Genomic DNA, 16,467 nt, shown 5'->3' with positions numbered 1-16,467 from the left:
TGGGTGAGCGACACCGAGCAGGCTCCGCCCGGGGTGGACACCACGGTCCCGGCGCCGGCCCGGATGTACGACTACTACCTCGGCGGCACCGACAACTTCGAGATCGACCGCACCGCGGCAAAGAAGGTGCTGGCGAACATGCCGGAGGCCGGGGACGTGGCCTGGGCGAACCGCGGCTTCCTGCAGCGCTCGGTGCGATGGCTGGCCCAGCGCGGGGTCCGGCAGTTCATCGACGTGGGCGCGGGCCTGCCGACGATGAACAACACGCACGACGCGGCGCAGGCGGTCGCGCCCGACGCGCGCGTCCTGTACGTCGACAACGACCCGATGGTGCGGGCGCACGCCGAGAAGCTGCTGGCGGGGTCCACCGGGACGGCGTTCGTCACGGCCGACTTCCGTGACCTGGACGCGGTGCTCGGGCCGGAGGCGGCCGGCGGGATGATCGACCTGACCGAGCCGGTCGCGCTGCTGGTCGTGGCGCTGGTCCACTTCATCCCGGACGAGGACGACCCCTGGGGCGTCGTCCGGCGGTACATGGACCGGCTCGCGCCCGGCAGCCACCTGGTGCTGTCCGCCGGCACCGGCGACCGGCAGGCCGACCAGGCGGTCGGCACGATCAGGGAGGTGTACGCCAAGTCCACCGCGAGCGTCCATCTGCGGTCGCGTTCGGAGGTCGAGCGTTTCTTCACCGGAATGGAGATCGTCCCGCCGTGGGAGGGGTCGGCGGCGAAGGTCTGCTACATCGGTGAATGGGGCGCGGAGGATCCGGACGCGGCCGACAGCGACGGCTCGCGGTGGGCGTACTGCGCGGTGGCGAGGAGGGAAGGATGAGGAAACCGTCCGTCGAGGAACTGGGCATCGACCCCGGCGTCCTGGAATGGCGGCGCTCGCAGACCGACGAGGGCGGCATCGAGGTCGCCTTCGCCGGCGAGTGGACCCTGCTGCGCACGTCCGGGGAGCTGATCTCGGTGTTCGACGAGAACGAGTGGGCCTGCTTCCTCGACGGGGTGCGGAAGGGGGAGTTCGACCACGCCGCATCCTGAACCGGGCCAAATCTGTGATTCACAAATTCGGAGGCGTATGCTGATGCCGGCCGTAGGTCGAGGGAGGTGGCGCCGGTGAGCGACGCTTACGGGGCCACCATCGCCAAGCGGGGGCTGGCACGCCGCTTGAAGGAGCTGCGCGTCGAGGCCGACTACACGGCCAACCAGGTCTGCGACCGGCTGAACTGGGGACGGGGGAAGGTCGGCCGGTTCGAGGCCAACAACTGGGTACGGCCCGAGCTCAGCGACATCCGCGACCTCGCGCGCATCTACGAGGGCAGCGATCTCCAAGAGCTGGAGGAACTGGCGGGCCGCGCCCGGCTGCGGGCCTGGTGGCGTGACTACCCCGAGGTGTTCGGCAACGAGTTCCCGGGCTTCGAGAGCGACGCGTCGAGCATCCGGGTGGTCATGCCGCTGGTCCTGCCGGGTCTCCTGCAGACCCTGCCGTACATGCAGGCGCTGCTGTCGGTCGGGACGAGGACGCCGGAGTGGCGGGAGCGCGCGATGCGGGCGCGGCTGCGCCGGCAGCAGATCCTCGACCGCGGGGACGGGACGGCGCCGGAGCTGACCGCGGTCATCACCGAGGCCTCCCTGCTGTACGAGTGGGGTGATCCGGGCGACCGGCGCGCCCAGTTCGCGCACCTGCTCGCCATGTCCGAGCGTCCGAACGTGGAGCTCAGGCTGCTGCGCCTCGCCGACGGGATGCACCCGGGCATGTCCACGCTGGTCAATATCTTCCGGTTCCCCGGCGGCGAGCCGCCCATGGTCTTCCTCGAGAACGACGCGGACCTCCAGGAGATCGACACCCCCGACGACGTGGAGGCCCATGACGAGATCTTCGATCAGATCCGCCGGGCGGCGCTCAGCCCCGCCGACACCGCGGAGCATCTGAGGAAAGTGATCTCAACTCTGGAGTAGCACCGACATGGACCTCTCTCAGGCACGGTGGGTCAAGGCGACCGCCAGCGCCAGCAGCAACGGGGGGTGTGTCGAGGTCGCCGATCTCGACACGGCCGCGGCGCTGCGCGACAGCAGGACGCCGGAGGCCGGGGCGCACGTCGTCCCCCGCTCCGTGCTCGCGGCCTTCCTCGACGACGTGCGGGCGGGCCGTTACGACCGCTGAGGCCGGGCCGCACACGAGATCCCCCAGGGTGGCACCCCTGGGGGATCTTTCATGTGTGCGGCCCTCTCTCAGGCGCCGACCACGCTACAGCGTGCGGGACGGCCGGTCCCGGCACCGCCGGTACACGCAGGGGACGCCGGGACGAAGCGTGGTATGGGGGCATTTGGGTGTATGAGTGAACGTCTCACTCACAGTTGCAACTTTCTCGCCATGATGCGGGCCCGGCGACGGAAGATGTGCGAGGGTAGATCTGTGATTCACACATAGCGGTTCGCGAAGCAAGAGACACATGTCGCGATTGTCCGAATGTGAATGTCTCCGCAACCCCGAGGGTGGGCGCCATGACGAAGGCCGCGACGATGTGCGAGATCCCCTGGAGACTGGAGGACGGCGGCTGCGCCGCACTGCCCCTGCCCGCCGACGACTCCATCGCCCGCGTCGCCCGCTCCCATGTCACGGCCCTCCTCCCGGCCCTCGGCCTGTCCGTGCAGGACGTCCACGACATCAAGCTCATGGTCAGCGAGCTCGCCACGAACGTCCTGCAACACGCGCTTCCCTCCGACGGCACCTCGGGCGCCGAGCTCTGGGTCTACCAGCGCGGCGACGGCCACGGCCGCGACGAACTGGTGGTCAAGGCGTTCGACACGCGCAGGGACTGGCGCCCCGGCGGCACCGTCCCCTCCGACCACGGCCGCGGTCTGAAGATCGTCGAGCTTCTGACGCAGGGCCGGTGGGGTCACCACCCGTCCCGGTCGCGGCTGCGGACGCCGGCGGTCCGCGGCAAGGCGACCTGGTTCGCCCTGCCGCTCCCGCACGCCGTCCGCCGCCGCCGCGTGTGGAGGGTCGACGGCCCCTACGCCGCCAAGGACCTCCGGACCCTGCTCGTCCAGCGGGGCCTCGGTCATTTCGAGCCGGAGGGCACGGGCAGGGCCGCCCTCACCGACGGCCGCGGACTGACCGTCTGGTGCGAGGCGGCCCGGTTCCGATGGCGCACCGGCTCCGGAGAGACCGGCGGCCTCCCGGTCAACGACATCACCGAGGCCTGCGAGCGGATCGTCGAACTCTGCGAGTCCTCACCCGCCTGACACCGGCCCGCGCGGGTCGCCGAACCCGCGCCGCCGCCCCCGCACTCACTCCTTCGCCGCCGGCGGTCCGGCTCCCCGCCCGCGGCGCGCCGGCAGCCGGCGCAGGCCCACGAAGACCAGCAGGCCGCCGGCCACCAGCAGCACCACATTCATGATCCACTCGTGGGACGCGTCCCGCAGGTACACGGTCCCCGAGCGGCCGACGTCGCGGGCCCGGGCGGTGCCCCCCTCCCGCAGGCCCTTGCCGCTGCCGTACAGAGCCACGGTGGGACGTTCCACCGAGCCGTCGTCGGAGCGGAACGCCCCGCGCAGCGTGCACGCCTCATGACCGGGATGCCGGATGCAGCTCCTCTCACGCGCCGTGAAGACGCCGGGCGTCCCCTTTCCGGCCTGGGACGCGCGCAGCATCGGCCCGGCGTTCGGCACCACCAGGTACATCAGGCCCAGGCCGAACACCGCCATGAGCACTCCGAACGGTGAGACGCCCCGCGTGCGCCGGGGCGGCGCGACCCGCGACTCCTCGAGAGTCACCGGCCGTCACGCGGCTTCGGGGACGGGCCTGCGCTGCATCGGCGCGGCGCACGAGCAGCGCATGACCCTGCGCTCGGACTCGTTCGGCCTGCGGTGCAGGTACATCGCCACCACCATGGGGATGGTGACGAGCGTGTTGTAGAACAGGTGCAGCTCCACGCGCGGCACCAGGAGCTGGATGATGCTCGTGGGCGCGGGGCGTCCGGCGAGGTTGGAGTCGGACATCGCCTGCACCAGCAGCAGCAGGTGCTCGAAGTGGTGCCAGACCTGGATGCCGAGGGAGATCCCCCACCAGGTGCGGGCCCGTCCGGTGAACCCGGGCAGCAGCAGGGCGAGCCCGACCAGCATGATCAGGGCGTAGCCGTAGTGCATCCACTCCGAGGTGACCAGCCACGGGAACGGCACGCCCAGCACCCCGCGCGCCTCGGGGACCGGCCAGCCGAGCACCCAGATCTGGATGGCCTGGACGATGTGCTCGGCCCAGTGGGCGATGACGATGAATGCGTAGATGTTCAGGGCCGCGCGGTGGTGACGCGTGTTGAGCAAATGCACCACCGACCGCAGACCTCCGCGTTCTTCCAGTACGTTCGCCACCGGCGATCACCTTTCACGAGATGACGGGGACCTTCCTCACCTCAGCACGATTGCAGATGGGTGCTTCCTTGGTAATGCTCCGATGGGCGGCCACAGGTGGACGGCGTCGCCGGTCCCGCCGGTCCCGCCGCGACTCGACTTATTCCATTCGATCCTGGATACTGTCGCGCCCCGTGTTAGGGAACGCCTATAAAGGTCCCGCCAGCGGGACCTTTATAGGGCATGGATGCGGGTCGGCGCAGGTCGCGGGCACGGAACTTGATCCTGTCCGGGCGTCCGGACTGTGGGAAACTTTCGCCGAGGGTGTTAAACGCCGGCACGGCGAGGTCTTCGCCGACGTCCACACGATAAGTTCGGGAGACGCGCCTTCTCGGGGCGGGTGAACTGCCGTCCGAACCGCGATCCCTTGACTCGCGCCATGTGTTCATGAATATTTCTGGGCGCGGCTTATGGCAGGCCCGGGCCAGAGTCGCTACGGCGCTCGATTCGATGGACGGCGCGTCAGGGCGCGTCGTGGGTTCCGCGCCTGATGTCGGCGGCGAGCCGGCGGAAGTCGTCGGCCGAGAGCGTCACCCGGGGGCCGCTCGGATTCTTGCTGTCGCGGATCCCGATGGCGCCGGACAGCCGCGCGACCTCGACGCAGTTGGACTGCCCGCTGGTGCCGCTGCGGCTCGACCTGCGCCAAGGGGTCATGTCATGTCCATCTTTCCAGTTCGGCTTCCAGCAGGAGTCTGGAAGGGCCGACGGGGGAGGCGATGTCGCTGATCGAGTCGTACTTGACGACCACGTCCTGGACGGCGAGCGGATCCATCAGGAACCGTCCCCGCGTCGTGGCCTCGTCATACGCGAGATCGCGGTCGTCCACCGTGAGGACGGTGATCGGGCCGTCGAGCCCCGGGTGGGCTCCCGCCTGGTTCTCGACCACCCGGATGCTGACCCGCGGCAGCTCGCCGAGCGCCAGGAGGTGGGTGATCTGGTCGCGCATGACCTCGCGCGAGCCGATCAGTTGCGCCAGCGCGGCCCAGTTCAGGAACGCCGTCACGCGGGGCGGCGCCTCCCTGTCGAAGACGGCGGACCCGCGGGCCATCCGCCGCTCCAGGTCGGCGTTCGGGTCGTTGCCCGGACCGGCGGCCAGCGCCGCCCGGGCGTAGTCGGGGGTCTGGAGCAGGCCCGGGATCACCATGGGCTCCCACATGCGGATGCGGGACGCGCGCCGCTCGAACTCGGCGAGGGATGAGAGCCAGTCGCCCTCGTCGGCCAGGCCGGCGAATCCGACCAGGTCGGTGAACATGCCACTGGTGCTCCAGAGGCGGTCGACGGTCTCGGCGTGGGACGGCTTGAGCCGTAGCGTCGCGGACTCGTACCTGGAGACCGTCGAGCGGTCGCAGTCGAGGATGTCGCCGAGGGCCTGCCCCGACATGGCGTTCGCCTCGCGGTAGCGGCGCAGATGCAACGCTATGAAATGCCACATCGAGCGTGACGGGTCCAATGAGTCGCGGGCATGCATGTCCCCTCCGACTTGTCGCGAACCATTCCGGAACGTAGCGAATCTATCGCGGAGAGTGCGGATCGCGGGCCGCGTCAGCGGAAACGTCCGGAGAGGGCCGCACGGACACCACCGCCCCCGGTGCCCGGGGCCCGGACGCCTGGTGCCGTCGTCGCGCCGAGGGTGATCATGGAGAAGGCCGAGGGGAGGGTGCGGCGTGGTTCGAGCGCATGTGGTGACCGGCGGAGGGCGCGGCGTCGGGCGGGCGATCGTGGAGCGGCTGGCGGCCGACGGCGGGCACGTCGTCGTGATCGAGATGGACGCGGCGGCGGTCGGCTGGGCCCGGGACCGGACGGACGTGACCGCGGTCGTGGGGAGCGCGGCGGACGAGGAGGTCGCGGAGCGGGCCGCCGACGCGGCGCAGGAGGCGGGGACGCTCGCCGGGTGGGTCAACAACGCGGCCGTGTTCCGGGACGCCGCCGATCCGTCCCCGAGGGAGCTGCTCGGGCTCGTGGCCATGAACTTCGAGCCGGCGGTGGTGGGGTCCGTGACCGCCGTCCGGCGCTTTCTGGAGGCGGGGACGGGCGGCGCCATCGTCAACGTCTCGTCGCACCAGGCGCAGCGCCCGGTGCGCGGCTCGCTGCCCTACGCCACGGCGAAGGCGGCGGTGGAGGGGCTGAGCCGCGCGCTGGCCGTCGACTACGGGCCCCGCGGCGTCCGGACGAACGTCGTCGCGCTCGGGTCGATCACCACGGAGCGGTACGAGGGCTTCCTCCGGCGGCAGGAACCGGGGGAGGCCGCGCGCATCGAGGACGAGATGCGCCTGCTCCACCCGGTCGGGCGGGTGGGACGGCCGGACGAGGTGGCCGCCGCCGTCGCCTATCTGCTCTCGGACGAGGCGAGCTTCGTCAACGGCGCCGTGGTGCCCGTGGACGGGGGCCGGCACGCGGTCGGCCGCGATCCCGAGGAGGCCTGAGAACCTCCGTGTTTCCCCGGACCACCTGGGACAACGCGGTAGGTGGGACGCGCGGTCGCGGCCCGTGGTTGGCCTCCGGCCCGGACATGGCCAGAACCCCCTACGGATGGGCGAATACCGGTACATCTAGTGATTCGTCGACCGAAGGGATGCCCAGGGGTGAGGAAGCTTCTCGTAGCGGGGGCCGCCGCCGTCGCGGTGGCGGGCGGGGTGCTGGTGGCGACGCCGGCGGAGGCCGCGAGCGCCGTGCAGATCTACCGGGTGTACTACGACTCGCCCGGGAGCGACAAGGGGTCGAACGCGTCGCTGAACGGCGAATGGGTGCAGCTGTTCAACACGTCGAGGTCGTCCAAGAGCTTGAAGGGGGTCAAGGTCCGCGACAAGACCGGGTACACGTACACCTTCGGTTCCTTCACCTTGAAGGGCCGCAAGTCGGTCTACATCCACACCGGCAGGGGCTCCAACAGCGCGACGCACCGCTATTGGGGCCGGAAATGGTACGTGTGGAACAACACCGGTGACACCGCGTACCTCCTCTACTCCGATGGCCGGGTGGCGGACAAGTGCTCGTGGGGTCGGACGGGTTCCTCGAAGTACTGCTGAACGGTCCGCGTCGCCCTGAGCGCGAGCCACCGGTCCTCCGGGCCGGTGGCTCGCCGCCGTCCGGGGGTCAGGCGCCGGGGAGGGAGAGGTGGCGGGGGTTCGCGACCGTCAGCCTGTCGGTCACCGAGGCTCGTACCGCGGCCACCACCTCGTCCGTCCGGTCGTCGAGCGTCCCCGCCCGGACGGCTTCCGCGAGTTCGGTGTCGGTCGCGCATCCGAGGGGTCTCAGCCGATTCCGGTGGGCGACTCTGTGGGCGTCGCCCAGGAGGAGTTCCCTACGGGCCATGCGGAGGGCTGACGCGGCGACGCGGGCATGGAAGCGGAGCCGGTCGTCGGGCTGCTCGGCCTGGACGAGGAACGCGCCCACGGCGTCGATGAGACTGTGCGCGTCCGGCCGGTCGTGGGGGGCGTTGTCCGGCGCGACCGCGTTCTCCAACGGATCCCGAACGGCCGTCGGCTCCGTCAATCCCAGCGTGAGAAGCAGGTCGTGCTCCTGCTCGCAGACCATCCGGCCCAGGACGGCGTACTCGATCGAGGGGTCCGAGCCGCTGAGGAACCGCTCGGCCTGGTGGCGGCACAGGATCGTCCAGCGGAGGGTGCCGTAGACCTCCCACCAGTGGAGGTCTTCGAGCGTGGGCGCGGCGCCTCCGGCGGCGGCGTAGCCGGCGAGCAGGTCCTCGCGCGTCCCGAAGCCTCCGGCGGGGTGCGGGGAACCGAACCGCCACGCCTTGACGCAGAGCCAGCCGAGATCCTCGGCCGGGTCGCCGAGGTGGGTGAGCTCCCAGTCCAGGACGCCGGTCACGCCGTCGGGGGAGATCATCAGGTTCCCGTTGCGGAAGTCGCCGTGGACGACCGTCCGGGCGCCGGGGGCCGGGCGGTGGTCCCCCTCAGCCAGCGCAGCGCCAGCTCCACCGCCGGACGGGCCTCGAACGCCCCGTAGTGCTCGGTGAGCGCGGCGAGGGCGTCGTCGTCCGGCAGCCCCGCGACGGGCGACATCGTGTGCAGCCGGGCCAGGATGCCGCCCAGCTCGCGCGCCAGGCCGGGACGGACGCCCGCGAGGCGCTCGTCGCGCAGCAGCCGCCGCGGGATCGTCTCCCCGGACAGCCACTCCATGATCACGTAGGGGGTGCCGTCCAGGTCGTCGCCGTGGTCGGCCAGCCCCGGGACGGGGACGCCGGCCGCCGCGGCGGAGGCGAGCAGGCCCGCCTCGCGGCCCATCGCGGTCGGGTCGAGGGAGCCGGGCGGGTCGCGGCGCAGGACGAGGGGACGGCCGCCCGCGTCGAACGACCACGTTTCCCGGCTGGCGCCGCCGGACAGCCGGCGCAGCCCGGTGACCCGCGCGCCGAGCCGGTCCGCCAGCGCGGCGGCGAGATCGCGGGTCGGATCCATGGCTCTCCTAGTCGGGCAGGCCGAGGGCGCGGACGCTGAGGGCGTCCAGGGTCTCCAGCAGACGCTCGGCGCCCCGCGGATCACTGCCCTGGACGATCCACAGGTACAGGGAGTGGTCGACCATCGTGGCGAGGGCGCCCGCCGCCGTCTCCGCGTCGAGGTCGGACGGGACGAGCCCCTCCCGCTGCCAGCGCGCGATCACCCGGGCGGAGCGTCCCACCGAGGAGGCCCGGTGCTTGCGCCGCAGCTCCTGGAACTCCTCGTTGAAGGTGGCGACCTGCTCGATGATCGCCATCATCCGGGCGTTGCGCAGGTACGCCTCGTAGTAGGCGCGGTTGGCGCGGCGGACGCGGTCGGCGGGGCCCGGCCCCGCCGACGGCACGAGCGCGTGGTCGGTCATCTCCTCGAACAGCCGGTCGGCGACCTCCAGGAACACCGCCTCCTTGGTGGGGAAGTAGGTGTAGAAGGAGCCGTAGGCGACGCCCGCGTGCCGGGTGATGTGCGCGACCCGGGTCTCCAGGAAGCCGCGTTCCTCGAACACCTCGCGGGCGGCCGCGAGCAGGCGCTGCCTGGTCCGGGCGCCGCGCTCGGTGAGCGGCCGGCCGCCGGGATCGTCGCCGCTGGGCATCGCCGTGGTTCCTCTCGCCGGGGGTTGACAACCCGGGAACGGTAATCGAGCATCAGGCAAGTTGATATGACTGTCAAGTCAACTTCCGCGGCGCTCACCCGCCGCAAGGAGGTTCCATGAACACCGAGTTCGAGCTCGGCGGCATCAACCATCTGGCGCTGGTGTCGTCGGACATGAAACGCACGGTCGACTTCTACTCCGGCGTCCTCGGCATGCCCCTGATCAAGACCATCGACCTGCCGGGCGGCATGGGGCAGCACTTCTTCTTCGACTGCGGCGGCGGCGACTGCGTGGCGTTCTTCTGGTTCCCGGACGCGCCGGACGGCGTCCCGGGCGTCTCCGCCCCCAGGGGGCGTCCCGAGCAGGGCGAACTGCTCAGCGCCGTCGGATCGATGAACCACGTCGCGTTCCACGTCCCGACCGACAGGTTCGACGAGTACCGGCGGCGGCTCAGGGACAAGGGCGTCACCGTCAGCCCCGTCCTCAACCACGACGACAGCCCGCTGGGCGTCTCCGGCGACGTGCACGAGGGCGTCTTCGTCCGGTCGTTCTACTTCCAGGACCCGGACGGGATCCTCCTCGAATTCGCCTGCTGGACGCGCACGTTCGACGCCTCCGACGTCTCCCACGAGCCGAAGACCGCCGCCGACCGGGCCGCCGGGAAGGACGAGCATGCCGCGACTGCGTGAGGTCCCGCGCGCCGAGGTCACCGACGAGCAGATCCTGTTCTTCTACGACCGCCTCTTCGCGCCGGGCCGCGACCCGGCCGTGGACCACGGCACCGCGACCGGCTCGCCCGGCGACTGGTGGACGGTGTTCGCCCAGTCCCCGGACGTGTTCCGGCACGCCGTGCGCGGCTTCGCCCTGTACCGGGGCGCCGACCTCGACCCCGTCCTGCGCGAGCTCGGCCAGTGCCGGGCCGGGTGGGCGCGCGGCAGCCAGTTCGTCTTCTCCCAGCACTGCAAGCAGATGCGGGCCCTCGGCATGCCCGAGGAGAAGATCGAGTCCATCCCGCACTGGCAGACCGCCGACTGCTACTCGCCTCTCGAACGGGCCGTCCTCGCCTACACCGACTGCCTCGTCCTGGACGGCGGCCGCGTGCCCGACGCCGTGTTCGAGGCGCTGCAGAAGCATCTGCCCGACAAGGAGATCCTCCAGCTCACCTACATCACCTGCATGTACGACATGCACGCGACGATGTCCCGGGCCCTGCGGCTGGAGTTCGACGACCGCCCCGAACCGGTCGTCGAGGTCGCGGCGCCCGAGGGGTACGGCGACCGCGACATCTCCGCCGACCTCACCGGGGAGCGCTGATGCTGTTCCCCGTTCCGGGCCGCGTCCGGGACGTCCGCGACGCCGTCCACGCCTTCATGACCGAACGCGTCGAACCGGCCGAGCCGGCCCTCAACGCGGGCGACCGCGAGAGACTCCTGAAGCTGCGCCAGGAGGCGAAGGACGAGGGCCTCTGGGCGCTCGGCCACCCCGCCGAGCTGGGCGGCGGCGGCATGCCGTTCCTCGACTACGTCTACGTCAACGAGGTGCAGGGACGCAGTGAGTGGGGGCAGCTCGCCCTCGGCACGTTCACCCTCCAGGACTCGCTCATGCTGCACAGGTACGCGAGCCCCCGCTGGCGCGAGCGCTACCTGGCCCCGATGGTCGCGGGCGAGGTCTCCCCGAGCTTCGCGATGACCGAGCCCGCCCATGCCGGCTCGGACCCGACCCAGCTTCGGACCAGAGCGGTCCTGGACGGCGACCACTGGGTCATCAGCGGCCGCAAGTGGTTCACCACGGGCGCCGGCGAGGCCGCCTACACCACCGTCATGTGCCGGACCGAGCCCGAGGGGACGCCCCCGCACCGCTCGTTCAGCATGATCGTCGTCCCGACGGACACGCCCGGCTACGAGATCGTCCGGGAGACGCCCGTCCTCGGCCTCAACGGCGGCCACTACGAGGTCGCCTACAACGACGTCCGCGTCCCGGCGGACAACCTCCTCGGCCCGCGCGGCCACGGCTTCGTCATCGCGCAGGAGCGCCTCGGCCCCGGCCGCATCTTCCACTGCATGCGCTGGCTCGGCCAGGCCCAGCGCGCCTTCGAGCTGATGTGCGCGCGCCTGGGCTCCCGGGTCGCGTTCGGCGAGCCACTCTCGGCGAAGCAGCTGATGCAGCAGCACGTCTTCGACTCCTACACCGACATCCAGGCCGCCCGCATGCTCACCCTCCAGGCCGCCGAGCAGATCGACGCGGGCGACCAGGCCCGCATCGAGATCGGCGCCATCAAGGTGGTCGGCGCCCGCATGCTGCACGACGTCATCGACCGCGCCATCCAGGTCCACGGCGCCGCCGGCCTCACCGACGACACCCCCCTCTCCCGCATGTACCGCCACGCCCGCGAGGCCCGCATCTACGACGGCCCCGACGAGGTGCACATCCAGAGCACCGCCAAGCGCATCCTCAAGGCCATGCGCCAGGAGTGACGTCTCAGGGCTGGAGGAGGAAGAGTTTCCGGTCGACGCGGTCGAGCGCGCCGCCGCAGCCGAAGACCAGGCCGGTGGCGAAGTCGACGAGGCGTTTGGCGTCGCCGTCCGGAAGATCCGTCAGGTCCATGAGGACGGGCACGCCCTTGCGGAAGAAGTGCCCCACGTACAGGACCTCGTTGTAGTTCTGCGGACGCAGCGACTTGACCACGGCTCCAGTCTGCCCGGCGCCCTCGCGGGGTCAAATGACCCACGCCACAGGAAAGAAATCTCGCCCGGATGTCGATCCCCCCGTCCGCCGAGCGACGCGTAGGTGACGAAAGGGGATCGACATGGGTAAGCACGCGAATGTTCAGGAGTACGCGGCGGACGTGCCGGAGGGCCTGAGGGACGTCCTGGAGAAGGCTCTCGCTCTGGTCGGCGAGGCGTTGCCCGAGGTCGAGCCCGCGCTCTGGCACGGCCAGCCGACCTGGAGCCTGGGGGACAGGCCGGGCCGGAAGCCCGTCTGCTTCCTCAAGGCCTACCCCGGGCACGTGACGCTCGGCTTCTGGAAGGGCCGGCTGATCGAGGACGGCTCCGGCCGGCTGGAGGCCATGTCCAGGCAGATGGCGGGCGTGAAGCTGCGGATCCCGGACGACGTCGACGCCGACCTGTTCGCCGGCTGGGTGAAGCAGGCGCGCGACCTGGAAACGGATGTCAAGAGCACTTGACGTCAGGACGACTTGACGCGCACACTCGGATCATGGTCACACCAGATGGGATCGAGCGAGACATCACGCTGACGAGCGCGGCGGCCCGGTACGACGAGCTGTGGGTGCGGGACGCCGTCGGCGAACCGCCGCTCCAGCGCGAGGAGGTGCTCGAACTCCTCGCGCTGGGCGAGGTGATCGCGCGGAAGGCGGTCTACGGCCGGCAGCTCGCCGTCCGCTCGGCCCGCCGCGCCGGCGCCTCCTGGGCCCAGATCGGCGGCGCGATGGGCGTCAGCAAACAGGCCGCCTGGGAAGCCCACGGCAAGTGGATCGATGAGTAGTGCTTATTGATTGCAGTGCTCTCCTCCTTCGGGCCTGGCGGCCCTCCATCGTCGAGAACTGCGGGCGATCGCTGGCATCGCTTCGACTCGCCCAGGGGCTCGCTGCGCGATCAGGTTCTTGCTTCGCTTGAACCTGCCTTCGGACGCGATCGCGGGTCCTCGGGTTGTCGCGTGGTGCGCCGGTGGCTGAGGTCGGGGGGCCCTCCACCGTCGGGCACTGCGGGCGATCGCTGGCATCGCTTCGACTCGCCCAGGGGCTCGCTGCGCGATCAGGTTCTTGCTTCGCTTGAACCTGCCTTCGGACGCGATCGCGGGTCCTCGGGTTGTCGCGTGGTGCGCCGGTGGCTGAGGTCGGGGGGCCCTCCACCGTCGGGCACTGCGGGCGATCGCTGGCATCGCTTCGACTCGCCCAGGGGCTCGCTGCGCGATCAGGTTCTTGCTTCGCTTGAACCTGCCTTCGGACGCGATCGCGGGTCCTCGGGTTGTCGCGTGGTGCGCCGGTGGCTGAGGTCGGGGGGCCCTCCACCGTCGGGCACTGCGGGCGATCGCTGGCATCGCTTCGACTCGCCCAGGGGCTCGCTGCGCGATCAGGTTCTTGCTTCGCTTGAACCTGCCTTCGGACGCGATCGCGGGTCCCCGGGTTGTCGCGTGGTGCGCCGGTGGCTGAGGTTGTTGCCGTAGTGGGGGCTGATTGAGCTTGCGGGTGGTCGGGGTCTCGATTTGCTGAGTCTGGCTTCGGGTGCGGTCGTGTGGTGGGGCTCGGGGCTTCGGGGCGGTGGTTCGGTCTCCGATGCGAAAAGCAATGGACGTGGTTTCTCTCGGTTGGCTCTGGGAAATCTGTGTGCTAGAGGGAACGGAGGCGATTGGCATGGAGGTCGTTCTTGAAATGACCCTGCCGAGGAACGCAGAGAGCGCTCCGCTGGTGCGGCACACGCTCGACGCCTCTCTCCGCGGGCTCGGAGTGGGCTCCGAGGTCCGTGCCGATATCGCGCTGGCGCTGGGTGAGGCGTGCGCGAACGTCATTCAGCATGCCGCGGCCGGAATGGAGTACGAGGTCCGGGCGCGGATGGACGGGGCGCGGTGCGTCGTGGACGTCATCGACGGGGGCACGGCGGACGGAGCGGACGGGAGCGCGGCGTGGGAGCGCGCGGAGGCGCCGCCGCTGGCCGAGCACGGGCGGGGGCTGCGCCTGATGAGGGCGTTCACGGAGGGCGTCCAGATCGCCGGGCGCGCTCACCGGAACGGGTCGATCGTGCACTTCGAGAAGTCGTTGGCGAGCTGACGGCATCGGGCCGGCGGCATGGAGCGGCCCGGCGGGCTGGTGCCCGCCGGGCCGCGGCTCTTCCCGCGGGTCAGCCGGTGACCGGCAGGTCGTGCTTGACCGGCTTCGGCGCGGGGGCCTCGGACGGGTGATGCGCCGGGCCCGCGGGCTTGCCGCAGGTGGCGGACGCGACCCGGATGGCGCCCTTCCTGCCGGGCAGGGTCAGTTCGATGCCGGTGACGGCGAGGCGGCCGTCGGCCATGCGCTGCTGCTTGTTGAGGACCAGCGCCGTCCGGCCGAGGCCGTCCACGTCGACGGGGACGGTGGTGTTGGGCGGCGGGGTGGAGTCGAGGTGCTTCCCGGCGAGGGTGGCGCGGGCGAGGTGGGCGCCGCCCTGCCCGGCGGTGCACTTGGCGGTGACGGCGTCGGCCAGCAGCTTCGCGGACGGGACGGACAGGTGCGCGACGGCCGAGCGGGCGCGGGAGGCGGAGGCGTCGACGTCCAGCGCGGACGCCTTGACCAGCTTGGTGCGGTCCTCGCGGAGCAGGCTCTTGCTGACCCGGCCGGTGCTGGAGGAGACGGCGGGCACCGGGGGGACGGCGAGCGGCCCGGTCACGGTCAGCCCGTACGCGGAGCCCTCGCTGCCGGGGGCGGCGGCGAACGCCGTGGCCGGGGCGACGGACGCGGCGAGGCCGGTGGCCAGCAGACCGGTGGCGGCGATCCGTTTGACGGCAGGGATGTGACGCATGAACGTACTCCGATTCTGGTGAGAGCTGGGAGTGGTGCCGGCCGGTCAGGCCGTGACGAACACCAGGGAACCGAGCGGGACCCGGGACAGCGCCTTCAGCGCGTCCGCGGGCACGCGCACGCAGCCGTGCGTGACGGCCTTGCCGAACACCGAGGTGTCGGGCCAGCCGTGGAGTGCGACGGTGCCGGGACCGCCGCCGAAGGTGTCGAGGGTCGCCGAGTGGGCGCCGAGCGGCAGGACGATGGGGCTCGGCGTCTTCTCGGCCGGAGCGAGCGTCGCCATGACGAACGTCCGGCCGGTCGGCGTCGGGGTCTTGGCGTCGCCGACCGCGACGGGCCAGCGGCCCACCGGGCGGTCGGACTTCTCCAGGACGAGCCGCCTGCGGGTGAGGTCGACGCGGACGGTGTAGGGCGTGTGCGCGGTCTTCAGCGCGGTGCCGGGAACCCATCCGGCGGCCCCGTTGGGACGGCTCGGCAGGAGCACCTTCCGCCAGTCGCCCGAGGTCTCCACCACGGGCACCCACGTGGGGCCGCCGAGCTCGGTGGTGGGAAGGGTGGCGAAGCGGTGGCCGGCCGGACGGTCGAACACCGGCGCCGGGCTGGTCGGGTGCACGACGAGGCCGTCGGTGGCGCCGTCGGGCGTGGTGTCGGCCGGAGCGCCGGCGAGGGTCCTGTAGGTCGTGGCCTCGGGGGCCTTGGCGGGCGCGGGGTTCCCGCCTCCGGTCCCGGCCGATGCCGTGCCGTGCCCGGAGGAGGAGCCGCCGCAGCCGCCGGCGGAGAGGAGCACGGCAGCGGTGATCCCGCCCGCGGTGACGGCGCGCAGGAAATGCCGAGGGGCACGTATGGTCGCCATGAGCGGGGATGTTAGTAGCGGTGAGGGCGGCCGTAACGAGAATTGCGAAAACGCTCCGAGAGGGCGCCGTTGTAAATGTAGATAATGCTCTATTTGGAAGGCTCTTTGCGGAGAGTCATGACTTTTCGGGGAAAACGGATTCCATGGACGGTTCAGGCGAGCATGGAGAGGGAACCGCCGTCGTCCTCCAGGCGGGCGGCCGCGTCGTGGAACTCGGCGAGCCCCCACAGCAGCGCGGCCTGCGCGGCCGCCGGCATCTCGGCCAGCACGCGGGTGAGCTCTTCGCGCCGCCGCAGCCGGAGCCGGTCGAGCAGCGCCTGCCCGTCGGCGCTCAGCCGGACGGTGACCTGGCGCCGGTCGCGGCCCGGGTCGCGCGACAGCAGCCCGGCGGCCTCCAGCCGGTCGCAGAGCCGGCTCGCCGACGACACCAGAGCGCCGAGTTCCCCCGCCAGCCGGCTGATGTTGACCGGCCCGCGCTCCAGGACGAAAAGCGCGCGCAGTTGCGTGGACGGAATAGGGACATCCGGGGCATTGTGGGCGCGCGACCACACGTTCAGCAGGGTGGAGGCCGCGTCGTCGAGTGCAGTCGCGGACTCCGCGGCGTCCTCACCCGACGTGGCCACCATGCCCTCCACTGTTACACA

At 71.2% G+C, this 16,467-nt stretch carries 23 protein-coding genes and 1 pseudogene; 13 read left to right on the top strand and 11 right to left on the bottom strand.

Going from position 1 to position 16,467, the window contains the following annotated elements:
• Nucleotides 1-3: 3 nt before the first annotated feature.
• The 5 genes from ACQEU6_RS27315 (at nucleotide 4) to ACQEU6_RS27295 (ending at nucleotide 3,251) form a co-directional block, all read left to right on the top strand.
• Entirely contained in the window at nucleotides 4-831 is an 828-nt protein-coding gene (locus tag ACQEU6_RS27315; RefSeq protein ID WP_499335910.1) for an SAM-dependent methyltransferase, read from the top strand.
• Nucleotides 828-1,043 carry a hypothetical protein gene (locus ACQEU6_RS27310; RefSeq protein ID WP_499335907.1) on the top strand — a complete coding sequence of 72 codons (216 nt, stop codon included), beginning with the start codon at nucleotides 828-830 and terminating at the stop codon, nucleotides 1,041-1,043. Before ACQEU6_RS27315 ends, ACQEU6_RS27310 begins: the two co-directional genes overlap by 4 nt.
• A 75-nt stretch (nucleotides 1,044-1,118) precedes the next feature.
• Complete coding sequence (locus ACQEU6_RS27305) at nucleotides 1,119-1,961, top strand: helix-turn-helix domain-containing protein (RefSeq protein WP_499335906.1); 843 nt, start codon at nucleotides 1,119-1,121, stop codon at nucleotides 1,959-1,961.
• Between the two features lie 7 nt (nucleotides 1,962-1,968).
• Complete coding sequence (locus ACQEU6_RS27300) at nucleotides 1,969-2,166, top strand: DUF397 domain-containing protein (RefSeq protein ID WP_499335905.1); 198 nt, start codon at nucleotides 1,969-1,971, stop codon at nucleotides 2,164-2,166.
• A gap of 341 nt (nucleotides 2,167-2,507) precedes the next feature.
• Nucleotides 2,508-3,251 (top strand): ATP-binding protein, encoded by a 744-nt coding sequence (locus ACQEU6_RS27295; RefSeq protein WP_499335904.1) that lies wholly within the window; start codon nucleotides 2,508-2,510, stop codon nucleotides 3,249-3,251.
• Between the two features lie 45 nt (nucleotides 3,252-3,296).
• Here ACQEU6_RS27295 and ACQEU6_RS27290 read toward each other — a convergent pair whose 3' ends face one another.
• The 4 genes from ACQEU6_RS27290 to ACQEU6_RS27275 all read right to left on the bottom strand — a co-directional run bounded on the left by ACQEU6_RS27290 (nucleotide 3,297) and on the right by ACQEU6_RS27275 (nucleotide 5,847).
• Nucleotides 3,297-3,713, bottom strand: coding sequence for a hypothetical protein (locus ACQEU6_RS27290; protein ID WP_499335902.1), 417 nt, complete (start codon nucleotides 3,711-3,713; stop codon nucleotides 3,297-3,299).
• Nucleotides 3,714-3,788: 75 nt separating this feature from the next.
• Nucleotides 3,789-4,376: a hypothetical protein gene (locus tag ACQEU6_RS27285; RefSeq protein ID WP_499335900.1), complete on the bottom strand. Its 588-nt coding sequence runs from the start codon at nucleotides 4,374-4,376 to the stop codon at nucleotides 3,789-3,791.
• Between the two features lie 501 nt (nucleotides 4,377-4,877).
• Entirely contained in the window at nucleotides 4,878-5,069 is a 192-nt protein-coding gene (locus ACQEU6_RS27280; RefSeq protein WP_499335897.1) for a DUF397 domain-containing protein, read from the bottom strand.
• A 1-nt stretch (nucleotide 5,070) separates the two neighbouring features.
• Nucleotides 5,071-5,847 carry a helix-turn-helix domain-containing protein gene (locus ACQEU6_RS27275; RefSeq protein ID WP_499335895.1) on the bottom strand — a complete coding sequence of 259 codons (777 nt, stop codon included), beginning with the start codon at nucleotides 5,845-5,847 and terminating at the stop codon, nucleotides 5,071-5,073.
• A 232-nt stretch (nucleotides 5,848-6,079) separates the two neighbouring features.
• Between ACQEU6_RS27275 and ACQEU6_RS27270 the strand changes: the two genes are divergently transcribed.
• Together ACQEU6_RS27270 and ACQEU6_RS27265 are read left to right on the top strand one after the other, a co-directional pair.
• Nucleotides 6,080-6,838 (top strand): SDR family NAD(P)-dependent oxidoreductase, encoded by a 759-nt coding sequence (locus ACQEU6_RS27270; protein ID WP_499335893.1) that lies wholly within the window; start codon nucleotides 6,080-6,082, stop codon nucleotides 6,836-6,838.
• Nucleotides 6,839-6,997: 159 nt separating this feature from the next.
• The gene (locus ACQEU6_RS27265; RefSeq protein ID WP_499335892.1) at nucleotides 6,998-7,441 is read left to right on the top strand and encodes a lamin tail domain-containing protein; all 444 of its coding nucleotides are present in this window, start codon (nucleotides 6,998-7,000) and stop codon (nucleotides 7,439-7,441) included.
• Nucleotides 7,442-7,508: 67 nt separating this feature from the next.
• Here the strand turns inward: ACQEU6_RS27265 and ACQEU6_RS27260 are convergent, their stop codons facing one another.
• From ACQEU6_RS27260 to ACQEU6_RS27250, 3 genes and pseudogenes are all read right to left on the bottom strand, one after another.
• Entirely contained in the window at nucleotides 7,509-7,949 is a 441-nt protein-coding gene (locus ACQEU6_RS27260) for a DUF6285 domain-containing protein (protein WP_499340359.1), read from the bottom strand.
• A 201-nt stretch (nucleotides 7,950-8,150) separates the two neighbouring features.
• A pseudogene (locus ACQEU6_RS27255) lies at nucleotides 8,151-8,830 on the bottom strand (phosphotransferase family protein); the annotation flags it as partial.
• A 7-nt stretch (nucleotides 8,831-8,837) separates the two neighbouring features.
• Nucleotides 8,838-9,458, bottom strand: a complete 621-nt coding sequence (locus tag ACQEU6_RS27250; RefSeq protein ID WP_499335891.1) for a TetR/AcrR family transcriptional regulator — start codon at nucleotides 9,456-9,458, stop codon at nucleotides 8,838-8,840.
• A gap of 116 nt (nucleotides 9,459-9,574) precedes the next feature.
• Between ACQEU6_RS27250 and ACQEU6_RS27245 the strand changes: the two genes are divergently transcribed.
• The 3 genes from ACQEU6_RS27245 to ACQEU6_RS27235 are packed head-to-tail and all read left to right on the top strand — an operon-like array spanning nucleotide 9,575 to nucleotide 11,932.
• On the top strand, nucleotides 9,575-10,147 hold the full coding sequence (locus ACQEU6_RS27245) for a VOC family protein (RefSeq protein ID WP_499335889.1): 573 nt from the start codon (nucleotides 9,575-9,577) through the stop codon (nucleotides 10,145-10,147).
• A complete protein-coding gene (locus ACQEU6_RS27240; RefSeq protein ID WP_499335888.1) occupies nucleotides 10,131-10,772 on the top strand; it encodes a carboxymuconolactone decarboxylase family protein in 642 nt (213 codons plus the stop codon). Before ACQEU6_RS27245 ends, ACQEU6_RS27240 begins: the two co-directional genes overlap by 17 nt.
• Nucleotides 10,772-11,932 carry an acyl-CoA dehydrogenase family protein gene (locus ACQEU6_RS27235; RefSeq protein WP_499335887.1) on the top strand — a complete coding sequence of 387 codons (1,161 nt, stop codon included), beginning with the start codon at nucleotides 10,772-10,774 and terminating at the stop codon, nucleotides 11,930-11,932. Before ACQEU6_RS27240 ends, ACQEU6_RS27235 begins: the two co-directional genes overlap by 1 nt.
• 4 nt (nucleotides 11,933-11,936) lie before the next feature.
• Here the strand turns inward: ACQEU6_RS27235 and ACQEU6_RS27230 are convergent, their stop codons facing one another.
• Nucleotides 11,937-12,143, bottom strand: coding sequence for a cell division protein SepF (locus tag ACQEU6_RS27230; protein WP_499335886.1), 207 nt, complete (start codon nucleotides 12,141-12,143; stop codon nucleotides 11,937-11,939).
• 121 nt (nucleotides 12,144-12,264) lie between these two features.
• On the opposite strand from ACQEU6_RS27230, the gene ACQEU6_RS27225 reads away from it, so the two are divergent.
• The 3 genes from ACQEU6_RS27225 (at nucleotide 12,265) to ACQEU6_RS27215 (ending at nucleotide 14,244) form a co-directional block, all read left to right on the top strand.
• Complete coding sequence (locus tag ACQEU6_RS27225) at nucleotides 12,265-12,642, top strand: DUF1801 domain-containing protein (protein ID WP_499335885.1); 378 nt, start codon at nucleotides 12,265-12,267, stop codon at nucleotides 12,640-12,642.
• 32 nt (nucleotides 12,643-12,674) lie between these two features.
• Nucleotides 12,675-12,962 (top strand): hypothetical protein, encoded by a 288-nt coding sequence (locus ACQEU6_RS27220; RefSeq protein WP_499335884.1) that lies wholly within the window; start codon nucleotides 12,675-12,677, stop codon nucleotides 12,960-12,962.
• An 886-nt stretch (nucleotides 12,963-13,848) separates the two neighbouring features.
• On the top strand, nucleotides 13,849-14,244 hold the full coding sequence (locus ACQEU6_RS27215) for an ATP-binding protein (protein WP_499335883.1): 396 nt from the start codon (nucleotides 13,849-13,851) through the stop codon (nucleotides 14,242-14,244).
• Between the two features lie 70 nt (nucleotides 14,245-14,314).
• Here the strand turns inward: ACQEU6_RS27215 and ACQEU6_RS27210 are convergent, their stop codons facing one another.
• From ACQEU6_RS27210 to ACQEU6_RS27200, 3 genes are all read right to left on the bottom strand, one after another.
• On the bottom strand, nucleotides 14,315-14,971 hold the full coding sequence (locus ACQEU6_RS27210) for a choice-of-anchor P family protein (RefSeq protein ID WP_499335882.1): 657 nt from the start codon (nucleotides 14,969-14,971) through the stop codon (nucleotides 14,315-14,317).
• A 45-nt stretch (nucleotides 14,972-15,016) separates the two neighbouring features.
• Nucleotides 15,017-15,823 carry a L,D-transpeptidase gene (locus ACQEU6_RS27205; protein ID WP_499335881.1) on the bottom strand — a complete coding sequence of 269 codons (807 nt, stop codon included), beginning with the start codon at nucleotides 15,821-15,823 and terminating at the stop codon, nucleotides 15,017-15,019.
• A gap of 152 nt (nucleotides 15,824-15,975) precedes the next feature.
• Complete coding sequence (locus ACQEU6_RS27200; RefSeq protein ID WP_499335880.1) at nucleotides 15,976-16,449, bottom strand: MarR family winged helix-turn-helix transcriptional regulator; 474 nt, start codon at nucleotides 16,447-16,449, stop codon at nucleotides 15,976-15,978.
• Nucleotides 16,450-16,467 lie beyond the last annotated feature (18 nt).

This window comes from Spirillospora sp. CA-108201 (genome assembly GCF_050936235.1).
Lineage (GTDB): Bacteria > Actinomycetota > Actinomycetes > Streptosporangiales > Streptosporangiaceae > Spirillospora.
The sequence above is the reverse complement of the archived record's forward strand: the minus strand, read 5'-3'. Positions and strand labels throughout refer to the sequence as shown.

Coding starts and splice junctions, on each gene's coding strand:
- ACQEU6_RS27245 (WP_499335889.1), top strand. CDS start 9,575: ATGAACACCGAGTTCGAGCTCGGCGGCATCAACCATCTGGCGCTGGTG.
- ACQEU6_RS27250 (WP_499335891.1), bottom strand. CDS start 9,458: ATGCCCAGCGGCGACGATCCCGGCGGCCGGCCGCTCACCGAGCGCGGC.
- ACQEU6_RS27300 (WP_499335905.1), top strand. CDS start 1,969: ATGGACCTCTCTCAGGCACGGTGGGTCAAGGCGACCGCCAGCGCCAGC.
- ACQEU6_RS27225 (WP_499335885.1), top strand. CDS start 12,265: ATGGGTAAGCACGCGAATGTTCAGGAGTACGCGGCGGACGTGCCGGAG.
- ACQEU6_RS27215 (WP_499335883.1), top strand. CDS start 13,849: ATGACCCTGCCGAGGAACGCAGAGAGCGCTCCGCTGGTGCGGCACACG.
- ACQEU6_RS27220 (WP_499335884.1), top strand. CDS start 12,675: ATGGTCACACCAGATGGGATCGAGCGAGACATCACGCTGACGAGCGCG.
- ACQEU6_RS27295 (WP_499335904.1), top strand. CDS start 2,508: ATGACGAAGGCCGCGACGATGTGCGAGATCCCCTGGAGACTGGAGGAC.
- ACQEU6_RS27280 (WP_499335897.1), bottom strand. CDS start 5,069: ATGACCCCTTGGCGCAGGTCGAGCCGCAGCGGCACCAGCGGGCAGTCC.
- ACQEU6_RS27275 (WP_499335895.1), bottom strand. CDS start 5,847: ATGTGGCATTTCATAGCGTTGCATCTGCGCCGCTACCGCGAGGCGAAC.
- ACQEU6_RS27235 (WP_499335887.1), top strand. CDS start 10,772: ATGCTGTTCCCCGTTCCGGGCCGCGTCCGGGACGTCCGCGACGCCGTC.
- ACQEU6_RS27240 (WP_499335888.1), top strand. CDS start 10,131: ATGCCGCGACTGCGTGAGGTCCCGCGCGCCGAGGTCACCGACGAGCAG.
- ACQEU6_RS27210 (WP_499335882.1), bottom strand. CDS start 14,971: ATGCGTCACATCCCTGCCGTCAAACGGATCGCCGCCACCGGTCTGCTG.
- ACQEU6_RS27205 (WP_499335881.1), bottom strand. CDS start 15,823: ATGGCGACCATACGTGCCCCTCGGCATTTCCTGCGCGCCGTCACCGCG.
- ACQEU6_RS27200 (WP_499335880.1), bottom strand. CDS start 16,449: ATGGTGGCCACGTCGGGTGAGGACGCCGCGGAGTCCGCGACTGCACTC.
- ACQEU6_RS27290 (WP_499335902.1), bottom strand. CDS start 3,713: ATGGCGGTGTTCGGCCTGGGCCTGATGTACCTGGTGGTGCCGAACGCC.
- ACQEU6_RS27310 (WP_499335907.1), top strand. CDS start 828: ATGAGGAAACCGTCCGTCGAGGAACTGGGCATCGACCCCGGCGTCCTG.
- ACQEU6_RS27260 (WP_499340359.1), bottom strand. CDS start 7,949: ATGGTCTGCGAGCAGGAGCACGACCTGCTTCTCACGCTGGGATTGACG.